Source organism: Trueperella pecoris (assembly GCF_014926385.1).
In the GTDB taxonomy this organism is placed as follows: Bacteria; Actinomycetota; Actinomycetes; order Actinomycetales; family Actinomycetaceae; genus Trueperella; species Trueperella pecoris.
This window is the reverse complement of the sequence record NZ_CP053291.1, coordinates 1,774,960-1,791,114: the sequence shown is the minus strand read 5'-3', so window position 1 is coordinate 1,791,114 and position 16,155 is coordinate 1,774,960. Positions and strand designations below refer to the sequence as shown.

Here is a 16,155-nt window from a genome sequence, read left to right as displayed (position 1 = left end):
TCACCCGGTCTTCGACTTCCCCCCAGGGTCGGCTTCACCCAGAGTCGACACCACACAATTTTTCAAGCTCCGATTTATATTTCAAAGGCGAAATGAGGACATATGCGTAACCACTACGCGCCCAGATGGAGGAACGGCGCGATCACCAGTGCGCTGGCGTTAGCGTTGACGGCGTTAGGCCCGCTTCCTGCGGCAACTGCAACAGAGGAATATTCAGAATTGACCACATCAACCCAGATGGCGTCACCGCCTGAAGTTGTCTACGCGACCGCGCTTGACGCCTCCGTGCGCACGCAAAGCCTCAATTGGGGATGGAAGTTTAAGTTCGGCGAGCAGCCGGGGGCCCAGGCGAAGGACTATGTCGACGCATCGTGGAAGACCCTCGATCTGCCTCACGACTATTCCATCCACCAGGATTTCCAAAAGTCGGGCGAAGCTGAGAGCGGATTTCTACTTGGCGGAGTCGGCTGGTATCGCAAGAATCTTGCCCTGTCGGAGGATTTCCGGGGTAAGCAGATCAACATTAACTTTGACGGCATCTACATGGATGCCACGATCTACGTGAACGGCCACAAGGTCGCCAATCATCCCTACGGCTACACCCCTTTCTCGGTGGACATCACGAAGTACGTGACGGTGGGGGAGACGAACGTGCTCGCCGTGCGCGTCAATCACCAGACGCCGTCGAGCCGCTGGTATTCGGGCTCGGGCATCTACCGTAACGTGGACCTCGTCGTCACCAACCCGGTGCATATCGCCCACGACGGCGTCAAGGTCGTCGCTCCCACGCCCAAGGCTGGCACCATGGATCTGGACGTCAGCTCGAGGCTCGTCAACGAGACTGACACGCCGGCCACGGTGAAGGTCAGCCACAAGGTGACCTCCCTCGATGGGGGTACCGAGTACGGCAAGAGCCTTGCGCAGGAGGTGACCATTGAAGCGAACTCGTCCACGTCGAACAACGCCTCCTTCGAGGTCAACAACGTCAAGCTGTGGAGCCTGAAGGACCCGCAGCGCTACCTGGTGACGACCACGATCACAGGTGGGGACGGGCAGACCATCGACACGACGTCGGTGAAGACCGGCTTGCGCAAAATCGGCTTCGACGCAAATGAGGGATTCTCGCTGAACGGCGAGAAGATGAAGCTCAAGGGTGTCTCGATGCACCACGATCAGGGCGCCCTCGGCGCTCGTGCCTACCGGGCGGCGATCGCTCGACAAATCAAGATCCTGAAGGAGATGGGTGCAAACGCGATTCGAGTCACCCACAATCCGGCCTCGCGTGACCTCATCGACCTTGCCGATGAGAAGGGCATGCTCATTATCGAGGAGTTTTTCGACGGCTTCCAGCACCCCAAGAACGGTAACTATAACGATTACGCCCGCTTCTTTGAGAAGCCGGTTCGCCAGAGTGCGGAGGACAACCCCGGGCTTGAGAACGTTGCGCAAGACAGCACGTGGGCCCGTTTCGATCTCGAGGCCACCGTGCGACGTGACATCAACGCCCCGTCGGTGATCATGTGGTCGATCGGCAACGAGATCGGCGAGGGCACGAGCAAGGGCGACATGAGCAACTACACCGCTCAGCAGGCGAACCTCATTAAATGGACGAAGGCGCTGGACGAAAACCGCCCGGTCACCCGCGGCGACAATCAACTCAAGAGCGGCGCGCGGTCGGCCCAGGACCTTATGGATTCGCTCCATAAGGATGGCGGCATCGTCGGCCTGAACTACGTGCGTGGTGACAAGGACACCACCTACGACGACATTCACCAAGCGCACCCGCAGTGGAAGCTGTACGGCTCCGAGACGGCGTCGGCCGTCAACAGTCGCGGAGTATACGACCGCATCACCGGAGGAAAGCCCGCCGATAAGCGCCTGACCTCCTACGACAAATCTGTCGTGGGGTGGGGCGCCGTGGCGTCGCACGCGTGGTACGACGTCGTCACCCGCGATTATGTTGCGGGCGAGTTCGTCTGGACCGGCTTCGACTACATCGGCGAGCCGACCAACTGGAACGGCCAGGGCCAGTGGAACTACGCCGAGTCCGGCGACTGGCCGACCGCGCCGAAGAGCTCCTACTTCGGCATCATCGACACCGCCGGGTTCCCCAAGGATTCCTATTACTTCTACCAGAGCCAGTGGAACGACGACGTCACCACCTTGCACATGCTCCCCGCATGGAACGAGGACGTCGTGTATAAGGATTCGCGCACCAAGAACGTGCCGGTGGTGGTGTATTCTGATGCGCCGAGCGTGAAGCTTTTCTTCACACCGACTGGCGGGACCAAGAAGGAAATCGGCGAGAAGAAGTTCGTGGAGAAGACCACGAAGGCCGGCTACACCTACAAAGTGGTCGACGGCAAGGAATCTCACGAAAACCTCTACATGAAGTGGGACGTGCCCTACGCTGACGGCACGCTTGAGGCCGTCGCCTACGACGCCGCCGGCAAGCCGATCGACAAGACCGTCGGGCGTAACAAGGTCCAGACCGCCGGCAAGGCGGCCAAGCTCCAGGTCAGCGTGGATCGCAGCAAGATCAACGCCGACGGCTCCGACCTCGCCTACGTGGACGTGACCATCACAGACGCCAAGGGCGTGCCCGTACCCAACGCCGACACCGAGGTGACCTTCAAGGTCAGCGGCGAGGGCGTCTTCATGGGCAGCGACAACGGTTCGCAGACCGACCACACGAACTACGGTTCAGCCACCCGCAAGGCGTTCTCGGGCAAGGTGCTGGGCATCGCCAAGTCCACCAACAAGAGCGGATCTTTCACCATCACCGCCACCGCCGAGGGAATGGAAGCCCAAAGCGTGACGGTCCAGACGGCGGACGGCAACGACTCGTCCTCCGCCTCGGGCGTGGATCACTACTCCTACCCGCGTAACATCTACGTCAAGACGGGCAACGAGCCCGTGCTACCCGCCAAGATCGAGGCCTTCGACGCCTCGGGCGCTGCCAGCATGACCGGCGTCGAGTGGGCGCCCATCGCCAAGGAGCAGTACGCCACGGCGGGCAGCTTCGTCGTCGGCGGCCAAACGGCCAAGGGTGACAAGGTGAGTATCAACGTGACGGTCATCGACGGCGTCGGCGCTGTGCTTAACTACTCGGCCACCACCCCGGTTGGGGCGAAGGTGACTCCTCCGGAGGCGCGTCCGGTGGTCATGCCCGACGGCACGATCCTCAGTACGTCTTTCCCCGTCACGTGGGGTGAACCTGAGGGCACGTGGGGCGAGCCAGGTAATGTGAAGTTCGCCGGCACCTCGACTATCTTCGGCGATAAGTACCCGGTGACGGCCACGATCCGCGTCCAGAAGGCTAACACAGCGATTGGTGAGAACTTGGCGCCGTCGGCGAGCGTGAGCCAGTCGATTCCGGAAGACCAGCAGTCCGACACGCTAGACGCCATCAAGGACGGCAAGACGGCGGCACCACCGGTCTCCGGGGATAAGAACCCCAACGTGTGGACCAACTACGCCTACACGCAGAAGACCAAGAAGGACACCTCCGAGATCACCTTCACCTACGCGACCCAGCAGAAGTTCGGCGAGTTCGAGGTGTGGTTCTATCAGGACAATTGGTCGGCCCGTTTCCCGCGCGCCAATGACACCAAGTTCTTCGTTCGCGACGACGCCGGCGAGGACTGGCGTGAGGTCAAGACCACCGAAACGATGGGCGAGGAGCAGGACATGGGTTCCGGCGTGAAGGTCAAGCCCTACACGTACAAGCTCAACGAGCCCGTGGGCGGCACCTTCGTGATGATCGGCGTGCAAAACAACCCCGAGGCGAAGGCAGCCAAGCCGGAGGAGATCAAGCCGGTCACGGGTATTTCGGAGGTGTTGCTCAAGGGCATCATGCAGTCGGTGGATGCCCCGAACGCCACCGCGAAGCTCACCGAGGTCAAGCTCAATGGGACTGCCCTTCCGCAGGATGCGCTCGACAAGGACGAGTACAAGGTGAAGGATGGCGAGGTCAAGGAACTGACCGCCACGGCCGCCGACAACGCGGCGGTGACGATCGTGGGCGCCTACAAGGGCGTCGCGCACGTGATCGTCCAGTCGGAGGATCACAAGACGACGAAGACTCTGGCCATCGTCCTCGAAGGCTGGAAGCCCGAGCCTGAGGATCCGCCGACGACGCCGGGCGAGGAGCCCACCACGCCGGGCGACAAGCCCGGCCAGCCTGACGTCAAGGATCGGACACCTTACGCGGATTCCGAATCCTTGCTCAAGGTGATTGCCGACGGAACTGAGACGGTCACAGGATCGTACACAGTCGAGCAAGGCAAGTCTGTGACGGCCACCTTCAAGGGCCTTCCGGCAGGCAAGGACGCTCACGTTTACCTCTACTCGGCACCGGTTGATCTCGGCGTCGCCAAGGTGGCAGCTGATGGTCAGTTGGAGTTCGAGGTGAAGACGACGTCGAAGACCGCCCTCGGAGAGCACCACGTGTTTGCCCTTGCAGGTAAGGACTCGTCGGTGGTGAAGCTGACGGTAACCAAGCCAAAGTCGAATGACGGCGTTGCCGGCGCTCCGGGCCAGAAGGACAAGTCAAAGGACTCCGGCCCTGCCACGGGTTCGGGCGGGAAGGCGCCGAATACGTCTGGAAAACTGTCACGCACCGGTGCTGAGAGCATGGCACTGATCCTTTTCGCGGTCTTCGCCACGCTCGCGGGAACGATGATCGTGCGCAGGTCGGCTCGCCGCGACTCATAGCGGCTGAGCTTGAAACCGCATTAAGCTGATCGCCGCTGTAGTAACCCACGCCAGGTTACTACAGCGGCGATCAGCTTAATGGTGCGCGGGTGGCCGGTGAGTGCGCGGGCACCTGGGCGGGGTGCCGGGCAAGCCCACACTGCTTTATGGCGTGCGATGCTGACTTGTGATTTGTCCAGTCTCTTCGAGTGCTCAGGCTAAATAAGGAATATATAGGTTAAATACTAAAACCGGTGTCCGTCCGAGATGGCCAATATAGACTCAAAACACTCTAGCCGATTTGGCTGGAGAGGGAATGCAGAGACGCATTTCTGGAGACAACGGCCTTTGTGTTACCTCGGAATTAAAGGGGCGGGAGATATGGGAAAGAAAGTGGTCGGCGAGGCGAATCGTGTGTGGAAGCAGTATGACGCTTTTTGGGGGCGATACGCAAAAGCTTTCGACGGTGAAGGAAAACCGGGCGGCATTACGAGCTACGAGGGTCTTGCAAACGAGCTCAAGGGTTGGCGTGGGGGGACGGGTTATGAGAAGCTCGATGACTTGCTCGAGTACCTTGTGCATCCTGATGATCTAAAGGCATTTCGGGGTGAGAATCCTCCAAGAGTCCTTAAGTTCACCGAAAAGCACTGGCAAAATATGAAGCAGTTTGTATACGGTCTAAAGAATCCTTATGTCGAAGCAAATGATGAGGACTCCAAAGAATACCAAGCGTTCGATGGGGAGCAGCCTGTACCCATGCTCCCGCAGCCGTATTACGGGCGCCTGGAGAACGCCAAGATTGTCGTGGTTCTCAACAATCCAGCGTATGATCCATCTGTTTGGAAGGATGGGAGCGCGTGGGGGCGCATCAAGGGGCGGATGGAAGCACACCTTGCCCACCTCAAGGGAGGTGCTCCTGTTGTTCCGTGGGACCCAGGTACTCAATGGCTTCCGGGGGACGGTGGATACTATCTCAACAACTACAATCCGCTGAAAGAAGATCCAAACTACCTGATTCATAATTTCTCGGCTGAGAAAGAAAGAGAGGGGGTGAGGGCGAGCGATTCTCTTTTCCATGTCGACATGATTCCCTATCAATCTGATAGTGGAGGGGATCCGTACATGGACAAGATTTGGAGTCGTTTAGAAGAATTGCCATCGGTCCAAGAAACTCTCAAGCTGCTTTACGCAATTTATGTTGATACCGAAGATCGGGCGATCGTTTTTAGGTCGCCGAAGTCACTGCGCGTCTTCCAGGATTATGTGTGCGATCAGGAATGCAGGGGGCGCGGAGTGCAAGCGATTAGACAGCTTTATATGGATTCGGAGTGGGGCAAGCGTATTTTCATGATGTCATCAACCCAGAAGGCCTCTTTGACCTTCGGGAATTTGACGGTGGGTGAGGAGTCGTGGCTGGTATCGGGTGAAAGTTTGGAACAGAGAAAGGCTAGGGCTAAAGGGGCTATGTGCAAGATCTTGGGATGCGAATAGTGCATTGGTGGTGGAGTGGCCCGCGGCTGACTTTCCTTGCTGATGGTCGCCTAGGCTGAAAAGAAAGCGCGTGCGGACTGCTCCGTCCGCCCGCTTCAAGCCGCACTAAGCTGATCGCCGCTGTAGTAACCTGCGCGGGAGATTCAGGGGGTCGATGCATCATTTTTTTAACAACTCGGCCAGTGTCTCACGTGGGGTCATTCCGTTCAAGACAACTCGGGCTCGGTCGTTGAGTTCGTCTTGGACGAAAGCGACTTCCTCGTCGGTGATGTCAGCGAAGTTAGTTCCCTTGGGGAAGTATTCACGAATATCACGATTCAGGCGTTCATTCGACGGACGCTGCCACGGGCTATGCGGGTCAGCGAAGTAGACCTTGATATTGGTATCGACCTTGAACTGGGCTACCTGCGCCATCTCACTACCTTGATCCCAGGTGATCGAGGAGAAGGCCTTACTGGGCAAGGTCTGAACCATCTGGGTCAGTTTCTCAATCACGGTCGGTGAATCATGGCTCACCCCAAGACGAGCGATCAGCAAAAACCGTGAAGAGCGCTCGACTAGGGTGATCAGCGCTGTGTGCTTGCCCTTACCACCACCGATAATTAAATCTCCTTCCCAGTGACCTGGCGTCAGGCGCCCATCGACCTCGTGGGGGCGCAAATCGATTGAAGCGCCCTCGACCCACGTCTTACGCCCGCGCCCGGGAGTGCCAGCAAGAGCAGAACGAGCAATACGCCGTTGACGACCCGAACGCAGTCCTTTCTCCCGTTTAAGCTCTTGCCGTAATGCCCCACCCCCGTGAACATACAAAGCCTGATAAATCGTTTCATGAGACACACGCATCTGCCGATCATCTCCATAATCATGACGCAAACGAACACTGATTTGCTGGGGAGAATAACGCTTATTTAACAGCTCAACCACCTTCTGACGCAGCGCCACATGGGTAGTAAGCTTGCCCGGCTTAGGACGAGAACGACGCTGATGAGCGCACTGATGAGCCCAGCGAGCATCATAAGAACCATCAGGAAAAGCACCACGATTAATCTCACGCGTCACCGATGACGGACTACGCCCCAAACTTAAAGCGATCTGCCGAGCCGACTTACCATCAGCTAACCCCAACCCGATCGCCACGCGCTCTTCAAGCGTCATACGCCGGCCTCGACCAACCCTGCCATTACCAACCCGGTCAACACTGGCCACGACCGTGGCCCCACCAACACGGCCCCGTTGCAAAACTTCAACCATAGGCCCCAACATAGCCTGTTTCCCACGAACCCAGTTCGGACTATGACCAACCCGTTTCGCGATCTCGGCAACCGGCAAGCCCTCAGCCGTCAACTGCCACACCCGTACCCTAGCAGCCGCACGAGCCTGCGCCGGCCCACCCTGCCCACGGACCAACACTAAACCCGCCCCACGAGCCCAGACCTGAACCGAGTGACAATTAACCTTCAACTCACGAGCAACACTTGCACACGAACGTCCAGAAGCAACCAAGGCCACCGCATGATCACGAAACGACTGCGAATAAGGCCGAATCGGCGATCTACCAACCATTCAACACACTCCAAAAAGTAGTGCATTGACCCCTGGAACCTACCCGCCAGATTACTACAGTGGCGATCAGCTTAATGGTGCGCGGGGTGGCTGGGCGGGCAACGGGGCGGGGTGGCTGGGCGGGCAACGGGGCGGGGTGCCGGGTGAGGATACTGCGGGTGGCCGGTTGGGCACCGGGTGCAGGCGCTGGGCTTAGCGCGGAAGGCGTGGTTTCCGAGTTGGAGCTCCTCGGGGTAGCTGCCGGGACTTTATTCCCGAGCGGGGTTGCGGAAAATTGAATATAAATGGTTAGGCGAGCCTAACCTAAGGAGTATGTTCTGTGTCTGTACGCACCCACGATGATCAAAACGCTGCCGCGCCCGAGCCGTCCTCAACCGCCAGTGCCGAACCCGACGAACTCCGCAAGCCCGGACACTGGCTTCTCGCCAAGCTCGGCAAGCGGGTTTTGAGGCCAGGCGGCCTTGAACTCAGCCGGCGTCTACTCGCCGCGGCAGCTCCCACGGCAACAGACCGAATTGTTGAATTTGGCCCCGGCCCTGGCAAGACGGCAGAGATTTTGCTCGCTGCCCAGCCGGCACAATACACCGGCGTGGAGCTTAACCTAGATACTCCTCAGACACTCACCGCCCTGATTGAGAGCCAACCCCAGGCACGGATCGTGCACGCGGATGCCAAGGCCACGGGGCTCGACAACGAAAGCGCCGACCTCGTCGTCGGTGAAGCGATGCTGACGATGCAAAGCATGGAGGATAAGCGCGCGATCATGGCTGAGGCCTTCCGCCTCTTGGCCCCCGGCGGGCGCTACGCAATTCAGGAACTTGGATTCCGGCCCGACGATTGCCCGCAAGCCGTGATGAATGAGCTATGTCAAACGATGTCGCGCCTCATCAAAGTCGGTGCCCGGCCGCTGACGCTCCAGGGCTGGTGCCAGATGCTGGAAGAGTGCGGATTCGAGGTAGAAACGCGCCTGACTAACCCCATGCTGCTTCTCGAACCGCGGCGCATTATCGCCGACGAGGGCCTGCTTCGCGCCTTTCGATTCTTCATTAATGTGCGCCGCAACCCGGCCGCCCGCACTCGGATCCGAGCCATGCGTCAAGCTTTCCGTGATAACCAGGAACACTTGCACGCGGTGGCGATCGTGGCCCGAAAGCCACGTCGATGACGGCGTTGGCAAGCTCGCCTCCCGCGGTCACGACGGGCGACCGGCCGGGCATCGCCGGCCCCACGGCTTCCGCACCCGCCGCATCCGCCGCACCTCGACTCGCCGACCCCGGGGTGCGGGTACGCGAGGTGACCCTACGGCGTCGTGGACTGACATTGGTCGAGGGACTCTCGTTCGATGTGTCGCCAGGGGAGGTGCTGGGTGTCGCGGGGCCGTCGGGGTGTGGAAAGACCACGCTCCTGCGCACGATCGCCGGCCTGAACGCGCCGGACGCCGGGCGTGTGGAGATCCCTGACGGGCACCCGACCATGGTGTTTCAAGAACCCCGCCTCCTGCCGTGGCGCACAGCGCGAGAGAACGTGAGTCTCGCGCTGGGGCGCGCGTCGGGGGAGCGGGCGGATTACTGGCTCGAGGTGGTCGGGCTGGCAGATGCTATGGATCTGTACCCGGACCAGATGTCGGGCGGAATGCGCCAGCGCGTCTCGCTTGCCCGCGCGATGGCGAGTTCCCCGGCGCTCCTCCTCGTCGACGAGCCACTGACCGGCCTCGATCCTGCTCTCGCCGCCGACCTCCGGAACACCTTCCTCAGCGTGATTGCCGACGCCAACCTGCCCACCCTGTGGGTCAGCCACGATAGTCGCGAGCTGGACGCGATCTCCACCCGCCGCCTCTGGCTCGACGGCCCGCCGGGAACGTGGACTGTCCACGACCGCGTCTGACCGCTACCAAACCTCACAACGACAGAAAGAGAACACATGCGCAAAGCCACGACCCTCCTCGCCGCACTCCTCACTGCGAGCCTCGCCGTCCTCGGTGGTTGCTCCCCAGCGAACGACGCCGGTGCGGCCGCTACCGTCACGGGAGCTCCGCCCTCATCGGAGCGCGCCATCATCGAGAATTTTCGCGTGGCGATACCGAAGACGATGGCGTTTGGTGCGCCCATGGTGGCCTTCGGGCAGCAGGGAAGTCTGGATGACGGCGTCGGGAAAGTGACGCTCAGCAACTGGGAGGGTATCGAGCAGCTGAAATCCCTTGTCGCCAGCGGCGAGGTCGATCTTGCGGCGGCGCCCACGTACGTGGCCGCGAACCTGTACAACAAGGGGGTGGACGTGCGGCTGGTTGCGCCCATGGTGTGGGGTCTTTTGTATGTTGCTGGGCCTGCCGACGCCGAACCGGGTAGCTGGGAGTCGTTGCGCGGGCAGAAGATCGGCGTGGCGTTGCCTGGGAACTCTCCCGACCTGATCTTCTCCTACCTGCTGAAGGCGAACGGCCTGGATAAGGAGAAGGACATCGAGTTCGTCCCCGTTCAAGACGGCGCCCAACTCGTGCAGATGCTGGTCAAGGGTGAGGTGGACTGGGCGGTTTTGCCCGAGCATGCGATGACGCTCGCCCTCAAGAAGGCCGCCGAGAACGGCCGCGAGCTCCAGCGCGTCCTCGACCTGCAGAAAGAATGGGGCAAGCACAACGACGGCGTGGAGCGCTTCCCCATGGCGGGCCTGGTCATGCCGGGCAAGCTCGTCGATGAAAGGCCGGACCTCGTCGAGCGGGTTGTGCGCGAGCTCCAGCGCGGGGTCGAGAAGGCCAACGCGAAGGACGAGGCGACTCTCGGGGCGATCGCTACGCACTACTCGCTGCCGAAGCCGGTCGTTGAGCAGGTCATTCCCCGCCTGCAGCTCGACGCCGTGCCGGCGCGGCAGGCCCGGGCCGACGTCGAGAAACTGCTCAAGAACCTCGGAACCATCAACCCGAAGATCTACGGCGGGCAGCTGCCCGACGATAAGTTCTACGCCGGGAAGTAGAGCCGGTGCCGGGAAGGAGGGCCACCGGCTGGGTGCTCGCCGGGGGAGCGACGATGGTCGGGCTGTGGTGGGCAATCTCCGCGACCCAACTGGAATACGTGTTGCCCAGCCCGTGGGCCACCGGGCGGGCGGTGGCGGAACTCGTCGGCGACCCACGCGTGTGGGGCGAGCTCGCCCTCACCCTCACGCGTGCCGGCCTCGGCTTGGCGCTCGCGCTCGCGGTTGGGGTCGGGTGGGGGATCGCCAGCGGAAAGTGGGCGCGCGTCAACTGGTTCACGCTCCCGCTCTTCCAATTCTTGCTCTCCACGCCGGCGGTGGTGTTTGTGATTCTGGCGATGGTGTGGCCGGCGCGAATGGCTCCAGCGTCGTTCTCGTTGTTTGCCTCGTGACGCTTCCGCTCATTAGTGCCGCCACGCGCGACGCTGTTCGCGCACTTGACCCCGATCTTGTCGAAATGGCTCATCTGTACCGTTTTTCTCGTCGTACGCGCCTCGTCCACCTGCTCCTGCCGGCCATCGCGCCGTCCGTGGTGACGGCCGCGACCGTCGCGCTGGGGCAGTCCGTGCGCGTGGCGGTGATGGCCGAGCTCCTGGCAACGGCCTCCGGGATGGGCGCGGGCTTGCGCCTGGCTCAGATCAACATTGAGACACCCCACGTTTTTGCCTATGCGCTTGTTCTTGCCGGTGTCACCTTTTGCGGCGAACTGGCGATCCTGGGGCCGTTGCGGGAGCGGTGCGGGCATCTGGGTAGGCGCCAGGCGACTTGAGTATTAGGCGCCACCTGGGAACACCAAGCTTATTTGGGGTTTAATGGTTGACGGCACACTACGCTTGCCTCGCTAGAAGGTCATGATCGCAGTAAATGCGGCGACGCATAGGAGCAAAGAAACAAAAGCAAGGGAAAGGGCTTTTGCCGGCATTTTTTTAGATATTGGTCCGCCGAGAAGACCACCAAGCATGGAAGCGATTGCGAAGGCAAGGGTTACGTTCCAATCGATCGGTACATCGGTACCGATGCGTGCAATGAGCCCGCTTAGCGCTGTCAATGCCATGACAAGTAGGGAAGTGGCTGAAGCGAAGCGAATAGGCATTCCCAGGACGAAGATAAGGGCGGGCACGACGACGAAGCCGCCGCCTACTCCAAAGAAACCAGTTAAGAGGCCGGTGCCGAGAGCAGCGAGAATGATGGTGTGTAGTGGTTTTCGCTCTGGAGAGGGCTGTTCTTGAGTGTCACGGCTGCGTAGAGCTTTGACGAGCATTGTTGCACCGATGCAGAAAAGCAACAGTGAGAAAAGGATGAGCAAAATTCGTCCATCGACAAGCGGGCTGATGCGCGAGCCGATGACTGCTCCTGCTATGGCGCCAAAGGCGAAAATGAAGCCTTCTTTGAACTGAATTGAATGCCATCTGCTTGCCATCGCGATGAGCGCGGTGAGCCCGACGATAACCAGTGATTCCGCTGTGGCACTATGAGGGGATTGGCCGAGGAGGTGGACCAAGATGGGGACGGCAAGGATTCCGCCGCCGGCGCCGAGAACACCCACGATGACCCCGACGGTGATACCTATCAAACTTGCGAAGATCATGTCAATCCTTAGGGCGCATTTTTGTGCGTATATGTGGGTCCCGCATCAGGTGGGCGCTTTTTCCGAGCTGTAAGAGCCTACCCATCGCGATGAGGTCTGGTGCAATGTGTGTATAAAACTGTTGGTATCCGGAGCACAGGTAGTTTTGCGGTGCATCGTTTCCTGTGTCGATGAATCGATCCTTCGGGCATCCGCCGTTACACAGGCGAAGGACCGGGCATTTGTGACATGCGTGGGGCAGTTCTGTGCGTTTCTTGCGTGAAAACTGCCGCATCGTTTCTCCTGCCACTAATTCCGTAAAGCCTGTTTCGCAAATGTTGCCCAGTTTCCACTCTGGCTCGACCCAGTGGTCGCAAGCGTAGACATCGCCGTTGAATTCCAGTGCGAGGTTGTTGCCACATTCTGGCGCGTGCACGCAGACGGTTGCTTGTGAAAAGAGAGCCGTTAGGGCCGAGTCGAAGTCTTGGACGAAGACGTCGCCGACGTCGCGCTTTATCCATTCGTCGAAAATGGTTGAGAGGAAAGCGCCGTACTTTTCTGGGGTCACGCTACGACTCGTTACTGCTGTACCGTGTTGCCGATAAATTATTCCGGTCTTTGCGTTCCAGCCTTTTTCAACTGCGCGTAGGTGCTCTTGGGAGACCCGTTCGACGATGGGAATGAATTGAATGAAGCGCGCGTGGAGATTATCCCTGAAATAGCGGTAAACCTGCAGGGGGTGGTCTTGGTTGGTGGCGTGTACCGTACACAGGACATTCGTATCCACGCCGGCGTTTTGTAGGTGTGCCCAGCCGCGGATTACTTGAGCGTGGGTGCCGCGTCCTGCACGGTTGGTGCGGTAGGCGTCGTGAAGGAAGGAGGGCCCGTCGATGGAAACGCCTACGAGGAATCTGTTTTTTGCGAAGAATTGTGCCCACTCTGGGCTGATGAGTGTTCCGTTTGTTTGAATCGCGTGCGTGACGTTTTGGGTGGGGCGCCGGTATTGCTTGCCAAGCTCGACTGCTCGCTCGAAGAAGGGTAGCCCGCGAAGCGTCGGTTCCCCACCTTGCCACAGGAGGGTGACCGGGCCGTCTGGGCTTGCAGCAAGGAAGTTGCGTATGAAGTTCTCAAGCGCTTCTTCGCTCATGGTCTGCTTGTCTGGACTGTATAAGAGTTCTTTTGACAAGAAAAAGCAGTAGGCGCAATCGAGGTTGCAGGACGAACCTGTTGGTTTTGTGACGACGGAGAGCGGTATGTGGCGCACTGGTTCGGTGTTCATTGGTGCCCTGTCACCTGCTCTCCGTCACTTGCCCTTTGTTTTCACTCAGCTTTACGCACGGGATTCGTGGTCAATCAATTTTAAGGGAAATGTTTGGTAGACTTATTATCACGTGATAATGTTCTGGTTGAGATGATAGCTCACATCTACAATTCACTCAAAGGGGAGTTCGAATGGGATCACGAAGTCTCGCATCTGGAGAAATCTCAGAAAAAGATGCACGATTCGTAAAAAAGCACTCGTCAACGCTGATAGCGTTCGGGGAGTTTATTGATGGTTATGATCTTGCCGTGATCGGCGTGGCGATGGTCTTCCTGTCCTCGTCGTTTGCCCTCACGCCAGGGGACAAGGGCCTGCTCGTGGCCATCTCCTTCCTCGGCACGGCGGTGGGTCTAATCGTCTTCGGCGATCTGTCGGACCGCATTGGCAGGAAGAAAGTCTTCGCCTTTAACCTGTGGATCTTCATCATCACCGCCCTGCTCGCAGCAGCAATCACCCAGGTGTGGATGCTCTGGGCGCTTCGCTTCCTCATCGGCGTCGCAATCGGAATGGACCTGTCCACATCTGCGGCATACTTGGCAGAAATCGCTCCGAAGGCTCGGCGAGGAAGAATCACTGGTTCTTTGCTCAACATGATGATGGTACTGGGAGCGATGTTCGCCATTATCCTCGCAATGTTCCTATACTGGTTGGTTCCGGTAGACCACCACGATTGGATCTGGCGAGCCATGTTCGCTTTTGCCGCCGTACCCGCAGCAATCGTACTTGTCTTGCGCAAGCGCCTTCCCGAATCTCCGCGATGGTTGATTCAAAATGGGCAAATTGAAAAGGCATGGACAATCATCCGCGCACTCGGGCTTGAAGAGGAAATGTCTCAAGCCCAGCCAAAGCCGAAGACGAACCGCGAATACCGCAAGCTCTTCAAGGGGGACGCGCGCCGCCGAGTACTTGTGTGTACCGCATTCTTCATGCTTAACTCCACCGCAGGCCCCGTTGTGTCTTTCCTCGGCCCAGTCATCTTCGAACAGGCTGGCGTGCCAGCATCATCAAATCTGACGATTTCCTTGCTCGCAAATGTCGTGGCCTTCCTCGCCCTTTTCATCGGCGCATTCTTCATCGATCGAGTCAATCGCCGCACTCTCGGCATGATCACCGCCCTCATCCTCACGGCTGCAGCGGCGACACTCGGACTCTTCGGATCTATGACGAACGTCGTCCTTTTCGGTGCCTTCGTCGTATGGAGCTTTACCACCTACTTCGGCCCGGGAATGCTCGCGCTCGTCTGGTCCGTAGAAGCATACCCCACCGAACTGCGCGGCTTCGGCGCCGGATTCACCCAGTCGATGGCACGCATCATGTCGGCAACAGTCTCGTTCCTTGTGCCGGTGCTCGTCGCTCAATACGGCTACTATGCGATTGCACCATTTGCAATCGTTTACCTATTGATGTTCATCTTGGTTTGGGCAAACCCCTGGCTTGCCTCAACCGCTGAAAACCTAGAAGACGTCTCCGAAGGTGAAATCGTCGCCGCGAAATAAATGACCGTCAGCCTATCGGCTGACCGTCGTCTCGCGTAACCGTGCGGTAGTTGGCAAGATACGTTGCACACCCTTCACCAGTGGCTTGCCATCTTTTAGATGCTCAATAAGAACATCAGCAGCCAAGGCCGCGGCCTCAGGCAACGGCCAGGTGACAGTCGTGAGTTGGTGCGGCGGCGTCGGATCCTGTTCGGCGTCGCCAAAACCAAAAAGTTGGAAATGCGGGGTGATATCAATACCGCGCTCGCGGAAGAACTGGAGCAGGCCGTGGGCAATGTAGTCGTTCGTGGCGAAAATGAGGTTCGGATTCAAGCTGAGCACATGCTCGCCGGCATCGTAGCCATCGCGATACAGCCAGCCAGGCAACACCACCTCTTGTGCCTGTGGAAAGTGGCGGAAAAACTCTTCAGATCGCCCAGAAGCTTTGCCAGGCCCGCGGACGATCACTTGCCGCAATCCATCAGGCTTTATCGCAGCAATCACTTGTGCAACTCCAGGCTTTTCATCTATAACGATCGTCGTCAGATCGGGCGAAGGCGGAGCTGAGAGACCAGTATTAATCCACACCGACGGTATTTCATTAAGTTCGAGTAAAGGAGCAGCATTTCTTAACGCAAGATCGTCGCGGATGATGGCACCAGCAAGATGCACCTCGCGCAACGTGGACTCCATCGTCTCGTAGGGGTCAGCAGTGATCGGAACCGGTAAAACAAAGTACCCAGCCCGAAGCGCTCGATCGATGACGACGGTGAGCAGCTCATTAAAAACAGGAAGCTTGAGAGAAGAAGGCACCTCAGTGGTAAACAGAGCAATAACTTGGCTCTTTTGGTAGCGAAAGTTGCGCGCCGAAGGGTGGGCAATATAGCCCACTTGTTTGGCTGCGGCTTTCACGCGCAGGGCAGTATCAGGTGAGAACCCCAGCTCTTCACCGCGCCCATTGAGGATATGAGAAACTGTGGCTACGGACACTCCCGCAAGTTTTGCGACATCTTTTCTGGTAGCTCGCGGCATTGGGCCAACCTCTCTTTCGCGCGGGTGAACACCCCCTTAAATAGATGGTA

General features: G+C 59.0%; 12 protein-coding genes. 8 read left to right on the top strand and 4 right to left on the bottom strand.

What is annotated here, in order from left to right; genetic code table 11:
• Nucleotides 1-102: 102 nt before the first annotated feature.
• Nucleotides 103-4,716 carry a glycoside hydrolase family 2 TIM barrel-domain containing protein gene (locus tag HLG82_RS08255; protein WP_193326370.1) on the top strand — a complete coding sequence of 1,538 codons (4,614 nt, stop codon included), beginning with the start codon at nucleotides 103-105 and terminating at the stop codon, nucleotides 4,714-4,716.
• A 360-nt stretch (nucleotides 4,717-5,076) separates the two neighbouring features.
• Nucleotides 5,077-6,186: a hypothetical protein gene (locus HLG82_RS08250; RefSeq protein WP_193326369.1), complete on the top strand. Its 1,110-nt coding sequence runs from the start codon at nucleotides 5,077-5,079 to the stop codon at nucleotides 6,184-6,186.
• 159 nt (nucleotides 6,187-6,345) lie between these two features.
• On the opposite strand, the gene HLG82_RS08245 is transcribed toward HLG82_RS08250, so the two are convergent.
• Nucleotides 6,346-7,341, bottom strand: a complete 996-nt coding sequence (locus tag HLG82_RS08245) for an IS30 family transposase (protein ID WP_193326368.1) — start codon at nucleotides 7,339-7,341, stop codon at nucleotides 6,346-6,348.
• 727 nt (nucleotides 7,342-8,068) lie between these two features.
• Between HLG82_RS08245 and HLG82_RS08240 the strand changes: the two genes are divergently transcribed.
• Genes HLG82_RS08240 through HLG82_RS08220 form a run of 5 tightly spaced genes read left to right on the top strand, consistent with a single transcriptional unit; the run spans nucleotide 8,069 to nucleotide 11,479 of the window.
• Entirely contained in the window at nucleotides 8,069-8,914 is an 846-nt protein-coding gene (locus HLG82_RS08240) for a class I SAM-dependent methyltransferase (RefSeq protein WP_193326367.1), read from the top strand.
• Nucleotides 8,911-9,633, top strand: a complete 723-nt coding sequence (locus HLG82_RS08235) for an ABC transporter ATP-binding protein (protein ID WP_193326366.1) — start codon at nucleotides 8,911-8,913, stop codon at nucleotides 9,631-9,633. The genes HLG82_RS08240 and HLG82_RS08235 overlap by 4 nt, the downstream gene beginning before the upstream one ends.
• A gap of 36 nt (nucleotides 9,634-9,669) precedes the next feature.
• Nucleotides 9,670-10,713, top strand: coding sequence for an ABC transporter substrate-binding protein (locus tag HLG82_RS08230; RefSeq protein ID WP_193326365.1), 1,044 nt, complete (start codon nucleotides 9,670-9,672; stop codon nucleotides 10,711-10,713).
• 5 nt (nucleotides 10,714-10,718) lie between these two features.
• Entirely contained in the window at nucleotides 10,719-11,102 is a 384-nt protein-coding gene (locus tag HLG82_RS08225) for an ABC transporter permease family protein (RefSeq protein ID WP_193326364.1), read from the top strand.
• Nucleotides 11,099-11,479 (top strand): ABC transporter permease, encoded by a 381-nt coding sequence (locus HLG82_RS08220; protein WP_255313873.1) that lies wholly within the window; start codon nucleotides 11,099-11,101, stop codon nucleotides 11,477-11,479. The genes HLG82_RS08225 and HLG82_RS08220 overlap by 4 nt, the downstream gene beginning before the upstream one ends.
• 72 nt (nucleotides 11,480-11,551) lie before the next feature.
• Here the strand turns inward: HLG82_RS08220 and HLG82_RS08215 are convergent, their stop codons facing one another.
• Both HLG82_RS08215 and HLG82_RS08210 read right to left on the bottom strand, forming a co-directional pair.
• Nucleotides 11,552-12,298: a sulfite exporter TauE/SafE family protein gene (locus tag HLG82_RS08215; protein WP_193326362.1), complete on the bottom strand. Its 747-nt coding sequence runs from the start codon at nucleotides 12,296-12,298 to the stop codon at nucleotides 11,552-11,554.
• A 1-nt stretch (nucleotide 12,299) separates the two neighbouring features.
• Entirely contained in the window at nucleotides 12,300-13,556 is a 1,257-nt protein-coding gene (locus HLG82_RS08210) for an anaerobic sulfatase maturase (RefSeq protein WP_193326361.1), read from the bottom strand.
• 173 nt (nucleotides 13,557-13,729) lie between these two features.
• On the opposite strand from HLG82_RS08210, the gene HLG82_RS08205 reads away from it, so the two are divergent.
• Complete coding sequence (locus HLG82_RS08205; protein WP_193326360.1) at nucleotides 13,730-15,094, top strand: MFS transporter; 1,365 nt, start codon at nucleotides 13,730-13,732, stop codon at nucleotides 15,092-15,094.
• Nucleotides 15,095-15,106: 12 nt separating this feature from the next.
• On the opposite strand, the gene HLG82_RS08200 is transcribed toward HLG82_RS08205, so the two are convergent.
• Nucleotides 15,107-16,105, bottom strand: coding sequence for a LacI family DNA-binding transcriptional regulator (locus HLG82_RS08200; protein WP_193326359.1), 999 nt, complete (start codon nucleotides 16,103-16,105; stop codon nucleotides 15,107-15,109).
• Between the last annotated feature and the right edge of the window lie 50 nt (nucleotides 16,106-16,155).

What these genes read in the sequence shown, in the direction of transcription:
- HLG82_RS08255 (WP_193326370.1), top strand. Translation starts at nt 103, where the DNA reads ATGCGTAACCACTACGCGCCCAGATGGAGGAACGGCGCGATCACCAGT.
- HLG82_RS08250 (WP_193326369.1), top strand. Translation starts at nt 5,077, where the DNA reads ATGGGAAAGAAAGTGGTCGGCGAGGCGAATCGTGTGTGGAAGCAGTAT.
- HLG82_RS08245 (WP_193326368.1), bottom strand. Translation starts at nt 7,341, where the DNA reads ATGACGCTTGAAGAGCGCGTGGCGATCGGGTTGGGGTTAGCTGATGGT.
- HLG82_RS08235 (WP_193326366.1), top strand. Translation starts at nt 8,911, where the DNA reads ATGACGGCGTTGGCAAGCTCGCCTCCCGCGGTCACGACGGGCGACCGG.
- HLG82_RS08230 (WP_193326365.1), top strand. Translation starts at nt 9,670, where the DNA reads ATGCGCAAAGCCACGACCCTCCTCGCCGCACTCCTCACTGCGAGCCTC.
- HLG82_RS08215 (WP_193326362.1), bottom strand. Translation starts at nt 12,298, where the DNA reads ATGATCTTCGCAAGTTTGATAGGTATCACCGTCGGGGTCATCGTGGGT.
- HLG82_RS08210 (WP_193326361.1), bottom strand. Translation starts at nt 13,556, where the DNA reads ATGAACACCGAACCAGTGCGCCACATACCGCTCTCCGTCGTCACAAAA.
- HLG82_RS08205 (WP_193326360.1), top strand. Translation starts at nt 13,730, where the DNA reads ATGGGATCACGAAGTCTCGCATCTGGAGAAATCTCAGAAAAAGATGCA.
- HLG82_RS08200 (WP_193326359.1), bottom strand. Translation starts at nt 16,105, where the DNA reads ATGCCGCGAGCTACCAGAAAAGATGTCGCAAAACTTGCGGGAGTGTCC.